The organism is Corynebacterium auris, from assembly GCF_030408575.1.
GTDB lineage: Bacteria > Actinomycetota > Actinomycetes > Mycobacteriales > Mycobacteriaceae > Corynebacterium > Corynebacterium auris.
Window position 1 is genome coordinate 1,300,177 of record NZ_CP047047.1, and the last position, 16,079, is coordinate 1,316,255.

20 protein-coding genes are annotated in these 16,079 nt (G+C 68.2%); 2 read left to right on the forward strand and 18 right to left on the reverse strand.

Going from position 1 to position 16,079, the window contains the following annotated elements; all coding sequences use genetic code 11:
- Positions 1 to 24 precede the first annotated feature (24 nt).
- The 3 genes from CAURIS_RS06230 to pyrR are packed head-to-tail and all read right to left on the reverse strand — an operon-like array spanning position 25 to position 2,782.
- On the reverse strand, positions 25 to 1,296 hold the full coding sequence (locus CAURIS_RS06230; protein ID WP_290341005.1) for a dihydroorotase: 1,272 nt from the start codon (positions 1,294 to 1,296) through the stop codon (positions 25 to 27).
- Positions 1,297 to 2,217 carry an aspartate carbamoyltransferase catalytic subunit gene (locus CAURIS_RS06235; protein ID WP_290341007.1) on the reverse strand — a complete coding sequence of 307 codons (921 nt, stop codon included), beginning with the start codon at positions 2,215 to 2,217 and terminating at the stop codon, positions 1,297 to 1,299.
- A gap of 1 nt (position 2,218) precedes the next feature.
- A complete protein-coding gene (pyrR, locus tag CAURIS_RS06240) occupies positions 2,219 to 2,782 on the reverse strand; it encodes a bifunctional pyr operon transcriptional regulator/uracil phosphoribosyltransferase PyrR (protein WP_290341010.1) in 564 nt (187 codons plus the stop codon).
- A 106-nt stretch (positions 2,783 to 2,888) separates the two neighbouring features.
- Here pyrR and CAURIS_RS06245 point away from each other — a divergent pair, with 106 nt between their 5' ends.
- Both CAURIS_RS06245 and CAURIS_RS06250 read left to right on the forward strand, forming a co-directional pair.
- Positions 2,889 to 3,359 (forward strand): type III secretion system chaperone family protein, encoded by a 471-nt coding sequence (locus CAURIS_RS06245; protein WP_290341011.1) that lies wholly within the window; start codon positions 2,889 to 2,891, stop codon positions 3,357 to 3,359.
- Positions 3,349 to 3,792, forward strand: coding sequence for a YbjN domain-containing protein (locus CAURIS_RS06250; RefSeq protein ID WP_290341013.1), 444 nt, complete (start codon positions 3,349 to 3,351; stop codon positions 3,790 to 3,792). The genes CAURIS_RS06245 and CAURIS_RS06250 overlap by 11 nt, the downstream gene beginning before the upstream one ends.
- A gap of 16 nt (positions 3,793 to 3,808) precedes the next feature.
- On the opposite strand, the gene CAURIS_RS06255 is transcribed toward CAURIS_RS06250, so the two are convergent.
- The 15 genes from CAURIS_RS06255 to ruvX form a co-directional block, all read right to left on the reverse strand.
- Positions 3,809 to 4,567: an ATP-binding cassette domain-containing protein gene (locus CAURIS_RS06255; RefSeq protein WP_290341015.1), complete on the reverse strand. Its 759-nt coding sequence runs from the start codon at positions 4,565 to 4,567 to the stop codon at positions 3,809 to 3,811.
- 3 nt (positions 4,568 to 4,570) lie between these two features.
- Positions 4,571 to 5,605 carry an ABC transporter permease gene (locus tag CAURIS_RS06260; protein ID WP_290341018.1) on the reverse strand — a complete coding sequence of 345 codons (1,035 nt, stop codon included), beginning with the start codon at positions 5,603 to 5,605 and terminating at the stop codon, positions 4,571 to 4,573.
- Positions 5,602 to 6,591 carry a substrate-binding domain-containing protein gene (locus CAURIS_RS06265; RefSeq protein WP_290343337.1) on the reverse strand — a complete coding sequence of 330 codons (990 nt, stop codon included), beginning with the start codon at positions 6,589 to 6,591 and terminating at the stop codon, positions 5,602 to 5,604. The genes CAURIS_RS06260 and CAURIS_RS06265 overlap by 4 nt, the downstream gene beginning before the upstream one ends.
- A 118-nt stretch (positions 6,592 to 6,709) precedes the next feature.
- Positions 6,710 to 7,558 carry a PPK2 family polyphosphate kinase gene (locus CAURIS_RS06270; protein ID WP_290341020.1) on the reverse strand — a complete coding sequence of 283 codons (849 nt, stop codon included), beginning with the start codon at positions 7,556 to 7,558 and terminating at the stop codon, positions 6,710 to 6,712.
- Positions 7,559 to 7,622: 64 nt separating this feature from the next.
- Complete coding sequence (gene nusB, locus CAURIS_RS06275; RefSeq protein WP_290341022.1) at positions 7,623 to 8,090, reverse strand: transcription antitermination factor NusB; 468 nt, start codon at positions 8,088 to 8,090, stop codon at positions 7,623 to 7,625.
- Positions 8,090 to 8,653, reverse strand: coding sequence for an elongation factor P (efp, locus tag CAURIS_RS06280; RefSeq protein ID WP_290341023.1), 564 nt, complete (start codon positions 8,651 to 8,653; stop codon positions 8,090 to 8,092). The genes nusB and efp overlap by 1 nt, the downstream gene beginning before the upstream one ends.
- A gap of 51 nt (positions 8,654 to 8,704) precedes the next feature.
- On the reverse strand, positions 8,705 to 9,796 hold the full coding sequence (locus tag CAURIS_RS06285) for an aminopeptidase P family protein (protein WP_290341027.1): 1,092 nt from the start codon (positions 9,794 to 9,796) through the stop codon (positions 8,705 to 8,707).
- Positions 9,783 to 10,229, reverse strand: a complete 447-nt coding sequence (gene aroQ, locus CAURIS_RS06290) for a type II 3-dehydroquinate dehydratase (protein WP_290343338.1) — start codon at positions 10,227 to 10,229, stop codon at positions 9,783 to 9,785. The genes CAURIS_RS06285 and aroQ overlap by 14 nt, the downstream gene beginning before the upstream one ends.
- A 5-nt stretch (positions 10,230 to 10,234) precedes the next feature.
- On the reverse strand, positions 10,235 to 11,293 hold the full coding sequence (gene aroB, locus CAURIS_RS06295) for a 3-dehydroquinate synthase (RefSeq protein WP_290341029.1): 1,059 nt from the start codon (positions 11,291 to 11,293) through the stop codon (positions 10,235 to 10,237).
- Positions 11,294 to 11,317: 24 nt separating this feature from the next.
- Complete coding sequence (locus CAURIS_RS06300) at positions 11,318 to 11,878, reverse strand: shikimate kinase (protein WP_290341031.1); 561 nt, start codon at positions 11,876 to 11,878, stop codon at positions 11,318 to 11,320.
- A complete protein-coding gene (gene aroC, locus CAURIS_RS06305; RefSeq protein WP_290341034.1) occupies positions 11,871 to 13,088 on the reverse strand; it encodes a chorismate synthase in 1,218 nt (405 codons plus the stop codon). Before aroC ends, CAURIS_RS06300 begins: the two co-directional genes overlap by 8 nt.
- A gap of 13 nt (positions 13,089 to 13,101) precedes the next feature.
- Positions 13,102 to 13,524, reverse strand: a complete 423-nt coding sequence (locus CAURIS_RS06310) for a prepilin peptidase (RefSeq protein WP_290341035.1) — start codon at positions 13,522 to 13,524, stop codon at positions 13,102 to 13,104.
- Positions 13,525 to 13,548: 24 nt separating this feature from the next.
- Positions 13,549 to 14,385, reverse strand: a complete 837-nt coding sequence (locus CAURIS_RS06315) for a shikimate dehydrogenase (protein WP_290341037.1) — start codon at positions 14,383 to 14,385, stop codon at positions 13,549 to 13,551.
- Positions 14,382 to 15,533, reverse strand: coding sequence for an endolytic transglycosylase MltG (mltG, locus tag CAURIS_RS06320; RefSeq protein ID WP_290341038.1), 1,152 nt, complete (start codon positions 15,531 to 15,533; stop codon positions 14,382 to 14,384). The genes CAURIS_RS06315 and mltG overlap by 4 nt, the downstream gene beginning before the upstream one ends.
- A gap of 5 nt (positions 15,534 to 15,538) precedes the next feature.
- Entirely contained in the window at positions 15,539 to 16,027 is a 489-nt protein-coding gene (gene ruvX / locus CAURIS_RS06325) for a Holliday junction resolvase RuvX (RefSeq protein ID WP_290341040.1), read from the reverse strand.
- Between the last annotated feature and the right edge of the window lie 52 nt (positions 16,028 to 16,079).

Below are 16,079 nucleotides of genomic sequence, written 5' to 3' on the forward strand. Positions count from 1 at the left end.
ACCGTGAAATACCTTGGAATACCTTTAAATACGGTGCGTGATGGTGCCGCGCAGCATGGTCAGCTCCACGCGCGCGTTGAATCCCATGCCCTCGTACGGGGTGTTGGAGGCCTTCGAGGCCATCGCGGCGCCGGAGGCCGTCCACGCGCCGGTGGGGTTGACCAGCGCCAGGTTAGCGGGTTCGCCCGCGGCCAGGGGGCGGCCCTGGTCGGGCAGGCGGAGGATCTCAGCGGGGCGCTCGCTCATGACCTTGGCCACGAAGCGCCAGTCGGCCAGGCCGCTTTCCACAAAGACCTGCGCCACGACGGCCAGCGAGGTTTCCAGCCCGAGCATGCCGGGCTTGGCGTGTTCGAACTCGACGCACTTGTCCTCGGAGCCGTGGGGGGCGTGGTCGGTGGCGACGACGTCGATGGTGCCGTCGAGAAGCGCCTCGCGCAGCGCCTCGGTGTCACCCTTTTCCCGCAGCGGGGGGTTGACGCGGTAGGTGCCGTCGTAGGTTTCCAGCTTCTCGTCGGTGAGCAGCAGGTGGTGCGGGGTGACCTCCGCGCTGACCGTGATGCCCTGCGCCTTCGCCCACCGCAGCAGCTCGACGGTGCCCGCGGTGGAGGCGTGGCAGATGTGCAGACGACCGCCGTAGTCGCGGGTCATGATGACGTCGCGCGCCACGATGGACTCCTCCGCCACGCGCGGCCAGCCGCGCAACCCCAGCCGGGCGGCGGTTTCGCCCTCGTGGGCGCAGGCACCCTCGGTCATGCGGTGGTCCTCGGCGTGCTGCGCGATGAGGACGTCGTAGGCCTTGGCGTACTCGATGGCGCGGCGCATGATCTGCGGGTCGTTGACGCACCTGCCGTCGTCGGAGAACATGCGCACCCGCGAGCGGCTCATCAGGCCGATCTCCGTCAGCTGCGTGCCCGCGAGTCCCTGGGTAATGGAGCCGACCGGGTACACGTCGCAGGTGCCGTGGGCGCGCCCCTTCTCCCAGACCGCCTCGGCGAGGAAGGGCTGGTCGATGACGGGGCTGGTATTAGCCATGGTGAACACGGCGGTGAACCCGCCGCGGGCGGCGGCGTCGGAGCCGGTGGCGATGGTCTCGGTGTCCTCGCGGCCCGGCTCGCGCAGGTGCACGTGCATGTCCACCAGGCCCGGCAGGGCGACCATGCCGCGCCCGTCGATAACCTCCTCGGCTCCCGCCTGGGCCAGGTTCGGGCCGATCTGAGCGATCACCCCGTCGGTAACCAGGATGTCCGCGGCGTCCTCGCCGTAGGGGCGCACGTTGGTGATGAGGGTGGTTGACACTTAGCTCTCCTCTCCCGCCAGCAGGGTGAACAGGACGGCCATGCGGGTGTAGACGCCGTTGGTGACCTGCTGCAGGACGGCGGTGTTGTCGCGCTCGGCCACGTCGAAGTTGATTTCCATGCCGCGCAGCATGGGGCCCGGGTGCATGATGATGGCGCCTTCTTTCATCCGCGCGGCGCGTTCGCGGCTGAGGCCGAAGAGCGTGGCGTACTCGCGGTGCGAGGGGAAGAACCCGCCGTTCATGCGCTCGGCCTGCACGCGCAGCATCATCACCACGTCCGCTCCCGCGATCTCCGCGTCGAAGTCGGCGCTGTAGCGCGCCGGCCAGTGCTCCACGCCCTGGGGCAAAAGCGTCGGCGGGGCAACGAGAACGACCTCGGCGCCGAGGGTGTGGAGCAGGTCGACGTTGGAGCGCGCGACGCGCGAGTGGAGGATGTCCCCGACCAGCAGGACTGTGCGCCCCGCGACGTCGCCGATTCGCTGGCGCATGGTGAGGGCGTCGAGAAGCGCCTGCGTCGGGTGCTGGTGCTGGCCGTCCCCGGCGTTGATGATGGAGGTCTCCGGCAGCCACGAGCGCAGAAGCTGCGGCGCGCCCGAGGCGGGGTGGCGCATGACGATGGCGTCGCCGCCAATGGCCGCGAGGGTCGCGGCGGTGTCTTTCAGCGATTCGCCCTTCTTCACCGAGGAGGACGACGCCGAGATGTTGATCACGTCCGCGCTCATCCACTTGCCGGCCGTCTCAAAAGAGGCGCGGGTGCGGGTGGAGTTTTCGTAGAAGAGGGTGAAGATGGTGCGCCCCCGCAGCGTCGGAAGCTTCTTGATCTCGCGGCCCTCCAGCGCCTCGCGGAAGCGCTCGGCCTCGTCGAGGATGCCGAGAATCTCTTCGCGGGTGAGGTCCTTAATGTCGATGAGGTGCTTCATCCTAGGGCTCCTCCCGGGTCAGGGTGACGCCGTCAGCAGAATCGAGCGGGGTGAGCGTGACCTGCACGTCCTCGCTTTTCGACGTCGGAATGTTCTTGCCCACGTAGTCGGCGCGGATCGGCAGCTCGCGGTGGCCCCGGTCGACGAGGACGCCGAGCTGGATGGCGCGGGGCCGACCGATGTCGCGCAGCGAGTCGAGCGCGGCGCGGATGGTGCGCCCGGAGTACAGGACGTCGTCCACGAGGACGACCACGGAGCCGTCGATGTCCGCGGGAACGCGGGTGGGAAGAAGAGCCCGGTGCGGCTTGTCGCGCAAATCGTCGCGGTAGAGGGTGACATCGAGGCTGCCCACGGGCACCTGCCTGCCCGAAAACTCCCCGATGGCCGCGGCGATGCGTTCGGCCAAAGGGACCCCGCCGGAGGGAATGCCGAGCAGGACCACCCGGGGCGCCTCGGCGGAATCGAGCGCCGTCTTTTCAATGATCTGGTGCGCGATGCGTGCGATCGTTCGCGCGACGTCGTGAGCCGTCAAAAGCTCCACCGTCGCGCGGTTCGTTTCACTCATCGGACCTCCTTCCCCGCCTCTCTGTGCGGAATTTAAAGGATGTCGAGTTGTTTGCCTTAACGACAATAGCACCTCGCCCGCCCCGCCGCCCTGTAGAGTCGGGCGGGTGAGTCAGGACAGCACGCACCCCGCAGACCCCAACGCGGTCGCGCCCGTAGACCTCTCCGCGGCGGCCGCCATCTTCGCCGAGGAGGACCTGGAATACCGCCTCGAGGACGAGTACCTGCGCTCCGGCTTCGTCAACGCGGCCATCGTCGTCGCCATTGACGGCGAGCGCCTCGTGTTCGAGGCCGTCTGGCGCGGGGAGGCCCCCCTCGCGCTGGCCTCCCAGCTCCTCTTCGCCTGCAACGAACACAACCAGACCCACTTCGCCCCCACCCTGCGCTTCTTCGAGCGCGGCGAAAACCACCTGGCCGTCAGCGCGATCCGCAGCCTGGACATCTCCGGCGGCGCCTCCTTCAACCAGCTCGGCGCGTTCATCGTCAGCTCCATTGAGGCGACGCTGCAGGCCTTCGACTACTTGGCCGCCACGTTCCCGTCGCTTGTCACCTGGGAGGAGCCCCACAATGAGCACTAGCACCGCCACGCAGGTCACCATCGACCGCACGATCGCCGCGATGCGCACCCGCGGCATCGAGCTTGACGACGACCCCTCGGGCCGCGTCGCCCGCGCGAACCTCAACGGCCTGGACGTCCTTTTCGTCCTCCTCGACTCAGTGCTCATCGTCCGGGCAGACACCGAAACCGATGTCCCCGCCGACACCCCCGACGCGGCGCTCTACCTCAGCGCCAACCAGGTCAACTCGTCCCAGCTCGAAGCCCGCGCCATCGTTGCCAACCGAGGGGAGAACATCGTCGTGCGCAGCGAGGCAGAGCTTCCTGTCGGGGCGGGGCTTGACGACGCCCAACTGGCCTCCGCCCTTACCCGCGCCGTCGACGGCGTCCTCCAGTGCCAGGACGCGATGAAAGCTCTTTCGGAATCCATCGCCGAGCAGCGCGGCGGGCTCTAGGGGCGCCGGCGAACGCCTACCGTCCCAGCTCGCGGCTGAGCTCCTCGAGCTCCTGGCCGCCGGCCATGTGCCGCGTCAGCTCGTCGATGGTGACCTCCCCGCGCGGGGCATCGAGCTCCTGGCGGCCGAGGGCGAGGATGGTGAAGTGGTCCCCCACCAGGTACGCGTGGTGCGGGTTGTGGGTGACAAAGACAACCGCGATGCCCTGGTCGCGCGCGGAGGCGATGAGCTTGAGCACGACGCTGGATTGCTTCACGCCGAGGGCCGCGGTCGGCTCGTCGAGGACGAGCACGCGCGCGCCGAAATAGACGGCGCGGGCGATGGCAAGCACCTGGCGCTGCCCGCCGGAAAGGTTTCCGGCCTCGACGTTGACGTCGGGGATGTCGATGCCCAGGCGGCGCAGGTGGCCGTCGCAGATGCGCATCATGTCCTTGTCCTTCAGCGCACCGAAAGCGCCGGTGATCTCCTGGCCGAGGAAAAAGTTGCGCCACACGCTGAGCTCCTCGACGATCGCGAGCGTTTGGTACACGGTGGCGATGCCGGCGTCGAGGGCGTCGCGGGGTGAGGAGAAGTCGGCCGGGTGGGCGTCGACAAGCATGCTGCCCCCGCTGGGCTTGTGCAGCCCGGCGAGGATCTTGATCAGGGTGGACTTGCCCGCCCCGTTGTCGCCGAGCACGCACGTGACCTCGCCCGCGCGCACGGCGAGGTTGACCCCGCGCAGCGCGTCGAAGCTGCCGTAGGACTTGCTCACGCCCTTGAGTTCGATGATGGCCACGGCCTACCTCCTGTGTGTGTAGGTGGCGAACGAGGTGTTGGCGAAGACCGCGAAGAGCAGCATCGCGCCCAGGAAGAACATGAACCAATCGGGGTTCCACCCGGCGTAGACGATGCCCTGGTTGGTCATGCCGAAGATGAGCGCACCGATCGCGGTGCCCACGGCGGTACCGCGCCCGCCCGTCATGGAGCAGCCGCCGATGACGGCCGCGATGATGTAGAGGAACTCGTTGCCCACGCCCTGGCCGGCCTGGATGGAGTCGAAGGCGAACAGCGTGTGCATGCCCACGAACCAGGCCGCGAAGCCCACGAGCATGAACAGCACCACTTTCACGCGGCGCACCGGCACGCCGACGGCGCGGGCCGCCTCCTCGTTGCCGCCGACCGCGGTGATCCAGCTGCCGAACTTCGTGCGAAAGAGAACGAAGGAGGCCAGCGCGACGAACACGACCCACCAGATGACGGTCATGTTGACGGTAACCCCGCCAAGGCTGAAGGTGCCGGCGAAGAAGGCGCGGGCGGAGTCGAAGCCCTCCATGTCCGCAATGGAGGGCGTGGCCACCTGGTTGGTCACCAGCTTCGTCACCGCAAGGTTGAGGCCCTGCAGCATAAGGAAGGCGGCAAGGGTGATCAGGAAGCTCGGAATACCGGTACGCGCCACGAGCACGCCGTTGAGGGCGCCGATGGCGAGGGAGATGGCCAGCGCCAGACCCGCCCCCACCCACGAGTTCAGGTGCAGGTTGTAGTTGAGCATCGTGGCAGCTAGCGCCGCGGTGGTTACCGCGACCCCGGAGGAGAGGTCGAACTCGCCGCCGATCATGAGCAGCCCCACACCGAGGGCGACGATGCCCAGGGTGGAGCTGGCGTAGAGGATCGTCGACATCGCGTCGAGCGAGCGAAACGCAGGCGCGATGGCGAAAAACAGCGCGAAAATAAGGAGGAAGCCGAGCAGGCTCGCCAGCTCGGGGCGGCGCACGAGCTTGCCCAGCCCGCTGTGGGTCCTCAGCCGGTCCTCTGCGCTCACTGGATCCCCGCTCATCGCAGTCCCGCCTTCGCTGCCTCGGAAATCTGGTCCACGTTCGAGGAATCGACGAAGCTGGGCCCGGTGTAAACGGGTTGCCCGCCGCCGAGCCTGGAGCCGTTGCGCTGGGCCAGCCACAGCGAATCGACGGCAAGGTATCCCTGCAGGTAGGGCTGCTGGTCGACGGCCCACGCGACGCGGCCGTCGGCGATCGCGTCGACGAGCTCGGCGTTGGTGTCGAAGGTGACCACCTGAGCCTGCGAACCCGCCTGCGCCACGGCCTCGGTGGCGCGCACCGCAACGGGCGCCTGCAGCGCAAAGACGGTGTCGAAGCTGGGGTCCTGCGACAGCTTCGAGTTGATCGTCGCCTGCACCGAGGTCAGGTCCTGGCCGTTGACGTAGAGGATCTCCACCGGGGCGCCGAGCCCCTCTTCCACGCCCGCGCAGCGCGCCTCCTGCGAGGAGTTGCCCTGCTCGTGGATGACGCACAGGACCTTCTCGGAGCCTTCCTCTTTGAGGCGCTGCCCCGCGGCTGTGCCGGCCACCGTCTCGTCCTGGCCGAAGAAGCCGCTCAGCCCATAGTCGGCGTACTGCTCCATACCGGCGTTCAGCCCCACGGTGGGGATGCCCGCGTCGACGGCCTGCTGCGCGGCGGGGCCGATCGCCTCGGCGTTCGGCAGCGTCACCGCGATGCCGTCCACCCCCGCGTCCACCGCGGAGCGGACCAGGTTCGCCTGGTTCGGCGCCTGCGGGTCCGCGGAGTAGCGCAGCTCGATGTTGCTCTTCTGCGCCGCCTCCTCGGCCCCCTTACGCACCAGGTCCCAGTACGTGTCGCCAGGGGCGCCGTGCGTCACCATGGCCACGACGTAGCGGGGGGTCTCCACGCCGCCCGCCACGGCGCCGCCTCCTTCGGAACGGGGAGCGCCGCCCGTCGCGGAGCACGCGGCAGCCAGCGCCGCGGTCGCGGCGAGCGCCACGAGGGTTAGGGTCTTGGTGAACTTCAGCACAGAAGAATAGTGGACCAGCGCGTTTGCGCACGTCAAACCGCATTCTGCCGCGCTTAACCGATACAGAGGCCCTCAGCAGCGCCTTCGCCGCGGCGCCGCTACCCCCGCAGCACGCCTAAGACTGCTCTAGGCGCCGCAGCTCCTCCTCCGGGTCGAAGTCGCTTTCGGGCCAGGAAAGGTCGAGGCTCGTCAGGGCGTCGTAAAGCAGCGTCTTCACCACGGTCCGGCAGTACTGCTTGTTGTCGGAGGGCACGCAGTACCACGGGGCCTCGCTCGTCGAGGTCCGCGTCAGCGCCGACTGGTACGCGGCCATGTACTGCGACCACAACGCGCGGTCCTCGATGTCTCCGCGGCTGTACTTCCAGTGCTTTTTCGGGTTCTCGATCCGCTTGCGCAGGTTGTCCTTCTGGAAGTCGCGGGAGATGTGCGGCATCACCTTTACGATCTTCGTGCCCTGCGCCGCGAGCTCGCTCTCGAAGTCCACGATCGCCTCGTAGCGGCGCGCGATCTCCTCGCGTGAGGCCATCAGCTTGACCCTTTGCACCAGAACGTCCTCGTAGTGCGAGCGGTCGAAGACCACGACCTGCCCGGGCTCCGGCGCGTGCGGGCGGATCCGCCACAGAAAGTCGTGCTCCGCTTCCTCCTTGGTCGGCGCACCGAAGGCTTTGACGCGCACTCCCTGGATGTCCATCACGGAGCTGATGACGTGCTTGACGATGCCCCCCTTGCCCGAGGTGTCCATCCCCTGCAAGACGAGCAGCACCGATCCCGTCCCCGGCGTGCCCGCGACCGCGTTCGCGTGCAGGCACTCCTGCAGGTCCTCAAGGTCCTCGTCGAACTGGTGGAAGGCCTCGTCCAGGTCGTCCTCGTCCACGCCCGGGGTCGAGGCCGGATCCACATCCGCGAGCTGAAAACCGGGCCCCACCTTGAGCTGCTGGGCCTCCTCGACGGTAACTTTCGCCATGTTTTTACACCTTTCCCATACTAAAAATGCCCACCTGGCGGGCGGGCATTTCTCGTTGCTTGTCCTAGTCTTCCGGCGGCGGCGCCGGGGCGTCGGCGGCGTTCCACTGGATGATGTCGTCGAGCACCGCGTGGATGTACGGCGGCGCCGAGTGGCCCGCGTACTCCGTCGCCATCTCGAGCGCGTTCGCGATCGAGATCGGGGGCTCGACCTCCTCGTTGTAGAGGATCTCCCACGTTGCTACACGCAGGATTTGCCTATCGACGGCCGGCAGCCGGTCAATCTCCCAGTCTTGCGAGAGGAATCGCTCGATGGCGTCGTCGATATCGTCGAGGTGCACAGCAGCACCCGAAATGATCTGGCGGGTGTATTCGGCTACGGGTGCCACCGCGTTCTGCGGGTCCTGGGACAGCTCCGCGCGGTCTTCCACGACCGCTACCGGGTCGAGGTCGCGCGTTTCCGCCTCGAAGAGGATATCCACGGCGCGGCGGCGGGCGCGGTAACGGGCGCCGTGTCGCTTGTAATCAGGCATTAGTTGTTAACGCGGGAGAGGTACTCGCCGGTGCGGGTGTCCACCTTAACCACGTTGCCCGTCTCCAGGAACAGCGGGACCTGGATTTCTGCGCCCGTCTCCAGCGTGGCAGGCTTCGTGCCGCCCGTCGAGCGGTCACCCTGCAGGCCCGGTTCCGTGTGCGAGACCTCGAGGTCCACGGAGATCGGCAGCTCGGCGAACAGGGCCTCGCCCTCATGGAAGGAGACCTGGACGCGCATGTTTTCCAGCAGGAAGCGCGCGGCGGAGCCGAACTTGTCCTCGGGCAGCTCGTACTGCTCGAAGGTCTTGTCGTCCATGACCACGTAGCTCGTGCCGTCGTTGTACAGGTATGTCATGTCGCGGCGGTCCACCGTGGCGGTCTCGACCTTCACGCCGGCGTTCCACGTCTTGTCCACGGTCTTGCCGGAGACGACGTCCTTCAGCTTGGTGCGGACGAAGGCCGGGCCCTTACCCGGTTTGACGTGCTGGAACTCGATGATCTGCTGAAGCTTGCCATCAACCTTCAGCACCAGCCCGTTCTTGAAATCAGCGGTAGTTGCCACTGGGTACCTTCCTTATCGGAGACGAACGTGTGCAAACATCACAATCCTACATCACAGGACCCGCAGCTCCTTCGGCCACTCGGTGATCACGCGCGGCGCTCCGGAGGTGATGATGAGCGTGTCCTCAATGCGCACCCCGCCGACGTCAGGAATGTAAATGCCGGGCTCGATGGTCAGGGTCATGCCTTCGCGCAGCTCGCCCGTGCCCGTGCGCGCCGCCGAGGGAGCCTCGTGCACCTCGAGGCCGACCCCGTGCCCAGTGGAGTGCACGAAGTACTCACCGTAACCGGCCCCGTCGATGATGTCGCGGCACACCTTGTCCACCTCGGCGAGCTTGGCGCCCGGCACCGCGGCCTTCACACCCGCGCGCTGCGCCTCGAGGACCACCTCGTAGATGTCGCGCAGCTGCGCGGCTGGCTCCCCGATGGCGAAGGTGCGCGTCATGTCCGAGTTGAAGCCCAGGCGGTGCGCCCCGAAGTCGATGGTGACCAGGTCGCCGTTTTCCAGCACCCGGTCGCCCGCGCCGTAGTGCGGCAGCGCCGAATTGGGCCCCGAGGCGACGATGGTGTCAAAGCTCACCCGCTCGGAGCCGAGCGTGCGCATGCGGTACTCCAGGTCCGCGGCGACCTCGCGCTCGGTGCGCCCGGCTCGCAGCTCGCCGGAATCGACGAGCCCTTCGAGCGCGCGCACGCCCAGCTGCGCGACCTCCGTCAGCCTCGTGAGCTCCAGCTCGTCCTTGACCAGGCGGATGTCCTCGATGATGCCCCTGACGGGCACGAGCGTGACCCCCTCAGGGCAGGCCTTCTCCAGGGCGCGCAGCTGGTTGACGGAGACGTAGTCCGCCTCGTAGCCCACGCGGTGGCCCTCGATGACCTTGCCCAGCAGCGCGGTGGCCACCTCCCGGGTGATGGTGGCCTCGATGTCGGGGACCTCCCGGGCCACCTGGGACTGGTAGCGCCCGTCGGTGGCGATCGCAGCGGTGCGATCCTTGGACACGCGCAGCGCCCCGTTCGAGCCGGAAAAGCCCGACAGGTAGCGCACGTGGATCAGGTTGGTCACCAGCATGTCGTCGATGCGCTGCGCGGCGAGCTCGCTGGCGAGCTTGCGCCGGCGCGTGTCAAAGCGCGTATCAGCCATTCCCATTGTTCCTCCTAGCTAGAAAGTCAAGCGCGAGTTCGTAACCGTGCGTGCCCAGGCCCGCAATCACCCCCAGTGCGATCGGCGAGAGGTAGGAGTGGTGCCGGAACGGCTCGCGCGCGTGCACGTTCGAAATGTGGACCTCAACGAAGCCGGCCCCGTCGGCGACCTCCGCGAGCGCGTCGCGCAGCGCCACCGAGGTGTGGGTGAAGCCGCCGGGGTTGATGATGACGGGCCAGCCCCCGTCTGCGGCCTCGTGCGCCCACTCGATCAGGTCGCCCTCGTGATTCGACTGGCGGCACTCCACGTCCACGCCGAGGCTCGTGGCGTGCGCGTCAAGCTGCGCCTCGACGTCGCCGAGCGTGACCGCCCCGTAGACCTCCGGCTGTCGCTTGCCCAGGCGGTTGAGGTTCGGGCCGTTGAGCACCAGGACCTTCACAGTCCTCACTTCCCTTCCGAGATCGCGTCGTAGGCCGCGCGCATCTCCTCGACTGTCGCGTCCTCGAGGCGGGCGCAGCGGCCCAGCTCGCACAGGACCACGAAGCGGATGTTGCCGTCGCGGTTTTTCTTGTCGCGGGTCATCGCCTCGTAAAGCTCGTCGAAGGCGCCGGGCTCGTAGGTGGTGGGCAGGCCCACCAGGTCGAGGATCTCCTTGTGGAGGCGCAGCAGGGGGGCGTCGATAAGCCCGCGATTGTAAGCGAGGTGGGCGACGAACATCATGCCCACCGCCACCGCATCGCCGTGCCTCCACGTGTAGTTCTCGCGTCGCTCAATCGCGTGGCCCAAGGTGTGGCCGTAGTTGAGGATTTCGCGCAGGCCCGACTCCGTCAGGTCCTGGGAGACCACCCCGGCCTTGACCGTCACCGAGCGGCGCACCAGCTCCTCCCAGTGGCGCTGCGGGCCCTCCCGGAACAGTTCAATTATGCGCGGGTCCGCGATGAAGCCCGTCTTAATCAGCTCCGCCGAGCCCGCGACGATTTCCTCCTCGGGCAGGGTGTGCAGCCTCTCCAGGTCCACAAACACCGAATCCGGCTCGTGGAACGCGCCCACGAGGTTCTTGCCCGCCGCGGTGTTGATGCCGGTCTTGCCGCCGACGGCGGCGTCCACCATCGCCAGCAGCGTGGTGGGCACCTGGATCACCTTGATCCCGCGCATCCACGTCGCCGCGACGAAGCCCGCCAGGTCCGTCGCCGCTCCCCCGCCGAGACCGACGATGACGTCCTGGCGGGAAAATCCGGCCGCGCCGAGCGCGTCCCACAGCTCGCCGAGAACGGCGATGTCCTTGCTCGCCTCCGCATCGGGCACGGCCAGAAGGTGCACCTCGACGTTTTCCGTCTCGAGCTCCCGGCCGATGTGGCGGGCCACCGCCGCAAGCGGGCGCTGGTGGACGATGGCCACCTTGCGCGCCCGCAGCTGCGCCACGCGCCGCGCGACCCCACCGGTGATGTTGTACCCGATGTGCACCTCGTAGGGGCTCGGCCCCGTCACCTCGACCACTGCCACGGCCTTTCGCTCCTTCCTCCCCCGCTACAGGGACTCGATGAACCCCAGTACGTCTGCCACTACCCGCTGCGGCGGCCGCCCGTCCGTGCGAACCCGGAAATCGGACACCTCCCGGTAAAACGGCGCGCGTTCTTCCAGCAGGTCCCGGTAGCGCTGCGCCGGATCCGCCGCGGCGAGCACCGGGCGGGTGCCCGCGCCCGCTGTGCGGCGGATGCCCTCTTCGGCGCTCACGTCGATCCACACGACGGTGTGAGGCACAAGCAGTCGCCGGGTCATTTCCGTGACCACGGCGCCGCCGCCGAGGCTCACGATCCCGCCCGTCGCCAGGGCGCGGGCCACGTAGGTCGCCTCCACCTCGCGGAAGCCCTCCTCGCCGCGCTCGAGGTACACCTCGCCGCAAGCCTTGCCCTCGCCGTCCTCGAGCAGAAGGTCCGAGTCCACGAGCGGCACGTTGAGCGAGCTTGCTAGACGACGCCCAATGGTCGTCTTCCCGGCCCCGGGCGGTCCGACGAGAACCGCCCGCGGGCGGGAGTGGACGACAGCGCCGGAGTCGCGGGCGCCCGCATAGGTGGTTGGGTTAGGCATTGTCTCCTCCGAAGGCCAACCGTTGAGAAACATAATCATTGTACGAAGAAACTGCGCTTTTGACCTGTGCCAGGCTATCTCCGCCGAACTTCTCCAGCACGGCCCGGGCCAGAACCAGCGCGACCATCGCCTCCGCGACCACCCCGCCGGCCGGCACCGCGCACACGTCGGAGCGCTGGTGGATGCCCGTGGCCGCGGCACCGGTGGCCATGTCCACGGTGCGCAGCGCTCGCGGGACCGTGGAGATCGGCTTGAACGCCACGCGCAGGCGCAGCTGCTCTCCGTTGGTCATCCCGCCCTCGAGCCCGCCGGCTCTGTTGCTGGCGCGGTGCACCCCCTGTCCGTCGCGCAGAATCTCGTCGTGCGCGGCCGAGCCGCGTCGGCGCGCCTCCTCGAAGCCGTCCCCCACCTCAACGCCCTTGACCGACTGAATGCCCATGAGCGCTCCCGCGAGCTGGGCATCCAGGCGGTGCTCACCGGAAATGTGGGAGCCGAGCCCGATGGGCAGGTTATCCACGACCACCTCGACCACGCCACCGAGGGTGTCGCCGTCCTTCTTCGCGGCCTCTATCTGCGCAACCATCTCCTCCTCGCTCGCCGTGTCGAAGGCGCGGACCGGCGAGGCGTCGATCGCCTCGATGTCCTCGAACGCTGGCGCTGGACCGGCGTAGGGCTCCGACTGCCCGATGGAGACGACGTGCGAGAGCACCTCCACGCCGAGCGTTTCGCGCAAAAAGCTGCGCGCCACCGTGGCCGCGGCGACGCGGGCGGCGGTCTCGCGCGCCGAGGAGCGCTCGAGTACCCTGCGTGCGTCGTCGAAGCCGTATTTGACCATGCCCGCGAAGTCCGCATGCCCCGGGCGCGGACGAGTCAGGCGCGCGCCGCGCCCGGACGCCATCGCCTTGGCCACCTCCGGGTCCTCCATGTCGACGGGGTGCGGCGACATAATGGTGGTCCACTTCGGCCACTCCGTGTTGCCGATCTGGATAGCGATGGGGCTGCCGATGGTTTCGCCGTGCACGATGCCGGTCAGGAGCGTCAGCTCGTCCGCCTCGAACTTCATCCGGGCGCCGCGACCGTAGCCGAGGCGGCGGCGCCCCAGCTGGTGCGCGATGTCCTCCGCGGTGACGGGCACGCCGGCCGGCATGTTCTCAACGAGCGCGACAAGAGCTTGGCCGTGGGATTCCCCGGCCGTGGTCCAACGAAGCATGGCGCTTATTCTGTCACAAGTTCGCCGCGTCTCCCCCCATCAGGGCGCACACCCACGCGCTGGCGAGCATCGCGGGCCCGTGCGGCAGTGCCCGAGCGCCGGTCACCGCGGCCGCCGCCAGCGTGAGGGCGCCGGCCCCCGCGACCGCGACAAGCACCCACAGCGGCCCGCCGCAACACGCCACCGCCACGCCCAGCGGTAGGGCGAGCTTGATGTCTCCCCCACCGATTCCCCGAGCTGGGAGCAGGTACAGCGCCGGCCACGCCAGGCCCCACAGCCCCACGGGCCAGGCGAAACACCACCCGAGCGCGGCAGCCCCGGCCGGCAGCGTCAGCGCGTCCGGCAGCCGGCGTGCGGACGCATCCCACACCGCCAAGGCGGCGCTCCACACCCCGGCGCACGCAAGAAAGAAAATGGCGGACCCCCCGATCAGCATGGGGGTAATTCTAGCCTGGCCCGCTTACTCCCCGCGGGCCAGCACGTGGCGCCGCAGAGCCGCGCTCATCTGTTCGCGCGGGGCGCCCACGCCGGTAAACTGCTCGAACTGGGAGTACGACTGCGCCGCAAGCATGACCAGGCCGCCAACCACGCGGTGGCCGTTGGCAGCCGCCGCAGTTGCGAGCGGCGTGGGCCACGGCTCATAGATGACGTCGACAAGCGGCGCGTGCCCGAGCTCGTCCGCGACACCTTCCACGGCGTGCGCCGGCACGGTGGAGATAATGACATCCACCCCCATCGCCAGACGCGCAAGGTCGGCGTCGAAGCCGAAAAAGTTCACCTCGGCTCCCCTAACCAGCGGGAGGACCTCGGCGGAGCGGTCGCTGCGGTTGAGCACGCTCAGCTTCTCGACGCCCCGCTCACCCAGCGCCCACAGCGCCGGGCGTGCCGTGCCCCCGGCGCCGATGACGAGGGCCGAGCCCACCGGCCTCTCCCCGAGTAGCTCGTCGAGCGCGTGCGCAATGCCGAGGCAATCGGTGTTGTCCGCGCGCCAACCTCGGGGCGTGCGCACGAGCGTGTTCGCGGCGCCGATCGCGCTCGCGCGCTCGGTGACTTCGTCGGCGAACTGAAGAGCCGCAAACTTCGCAGGCATGGTGACCGAGAAGCCCCGGTACGACTCGTCGGCGCCCGCGACGAGCTGCGGCAGCTGCTCCGCCGTGCACTCTATGCGCGTGTATTCCCAGCCGCCCAAGCCGGCGGCCTCGTATCCCGCGTTGTGCAGAACGGGTGAGAGCGAGTGCTTCACCGGGGAGCCAAGCACTGCCGCTCTGTTTGTTGCGGAGCTTGTTACGGAGCTCATCGCTGGGAGTCCAGGATCCCGGACTCCTGCGCCCGCTGGACGTCGTCGAGGTGCTCCTCAAACGTGTTGTTGAATACCGTGGTGCCGTCGGTGTCGATGGTGACGAAGAAGAGCCAGTCGCCCTCCGCGGGGTTCTCCATCGCCTCGATGGCCTCCATGGACGGGGAGGCGATCGGGGTCTCGGGCAAGCCGTCCATGGCGTAGGTGTTCCACGGGGTTTCGCGCTGGCGGTCCTCGTCGGTGGTGGCGACCTCGACGCTGGGCAGGCCGTAGTTGACCGTCGAGTCGAACTCCAGGCGCATTGGCACCTCAAGGCGGTTGAGGATCACGCGGGCCACCTTGTCGTACTCGCCGGCGGGCGCCTCGCGCTCCACCAGCGAAGCGGCCGTGAGAAGCTCGTAGGGGCTCAGGCCCACGTTGCCCGCGCGCCCCGCGATGTCGACGGACTCGAACTGCTGCGCCGAGCGCGTGATCAGGTCCGTGAGGATCGCTTCCGCGTCCGCGTCCGGGTCCACGATGTACTCCCCGGGCGCGATGAGCCCCTCGAGGCGCTTCGCGTCGCCCTGGCGGGAAGCAACCGTCTCGCGCGCCCACTCGGGCACGCCGAGCTGGGCCGGGTCAGCGTTCGCCGCGACATCGATCAGGTCCTCGACCTGCACGCAGCCGTCGGTGGGCTGATCGCCGCAGGTGACCTGCTGGATCATCGAGTAGATGCCGAGGCGCACCTGGCCGCCGAGCACCGAGATGTCCATCAGCGTCGCCCCGCCAGGAACCTGCAGCGGGGTGATCCTATTCGCTGGGTCGATCAGCGCCTCGACGGCGGCCGCCGCGCTCATCTCCTGCTGCAGGCGGTAGAAGCCCGGCTGGATGCTGTCGGTGCGCGTATCGGACAACGCCGCGGACTGGAAGGCGGCGTTGGACTTCACCACACCACGCTCCTCCAACTCAGGGCCGAGCTCAGAGACGCTGGAGCCCTCCTTGACCTCGACGACGACCTCCTCGCCGTTGCCTGTGCCGGCGAAGTCTCCGCCCGTATCGGACATGCGCATGACCGCAATCCAGGCAACGAGGCCGATAATCAGCAGGATCGACGCCACGAGGATCGCGATCGACCCGGTCCGCCGGCGTCCGTTTACTCCGGAGCTCACTGTTGTCACTTCTCCTTCAGGTTGTTGAGTCGGCCATCGAGCCACGACTGCAGGATTTCCGCCGCAGCCGCCTGATCGATGACCCGGCGTCCAGCCCTTTCACTGACACCAGCGGAACGTAGGGCCTGGGTGGCCACCACCGTCGTCAGCCGCTCGTCGGCGAAGCGCACGGGTACGTCGCAGCGCCGCCGAATGCGGAAGGCGATTTCCCTCGCGTGCTTCACGCTCACGGAACCGTTGCCGTGCAGGTCGCGCGGCAACCCCACGACCACCTCGACGACCCCGTACTCAGCGACGAGGTCGACGATCCTGTCGATATCCGCGCCGTCCCTGTCCTTGAATCCGGTGACTCGCTTCACCGTCTCCACGGGCATGGCGAGCTGGGAGTCTCTGTCTGAGACCGCCACGCCGATGCGCACGGTGCCCACGTCGACCCCCAGGCGCCGTCCCTCGCCGGGGTCGTCAGCGCCGGGGGTGTCCGGGTACACCTTCATTGCGGTTTCCTCACGTCGGGTTGTTGGGGCAGAAAAATAACGGCCGATCACC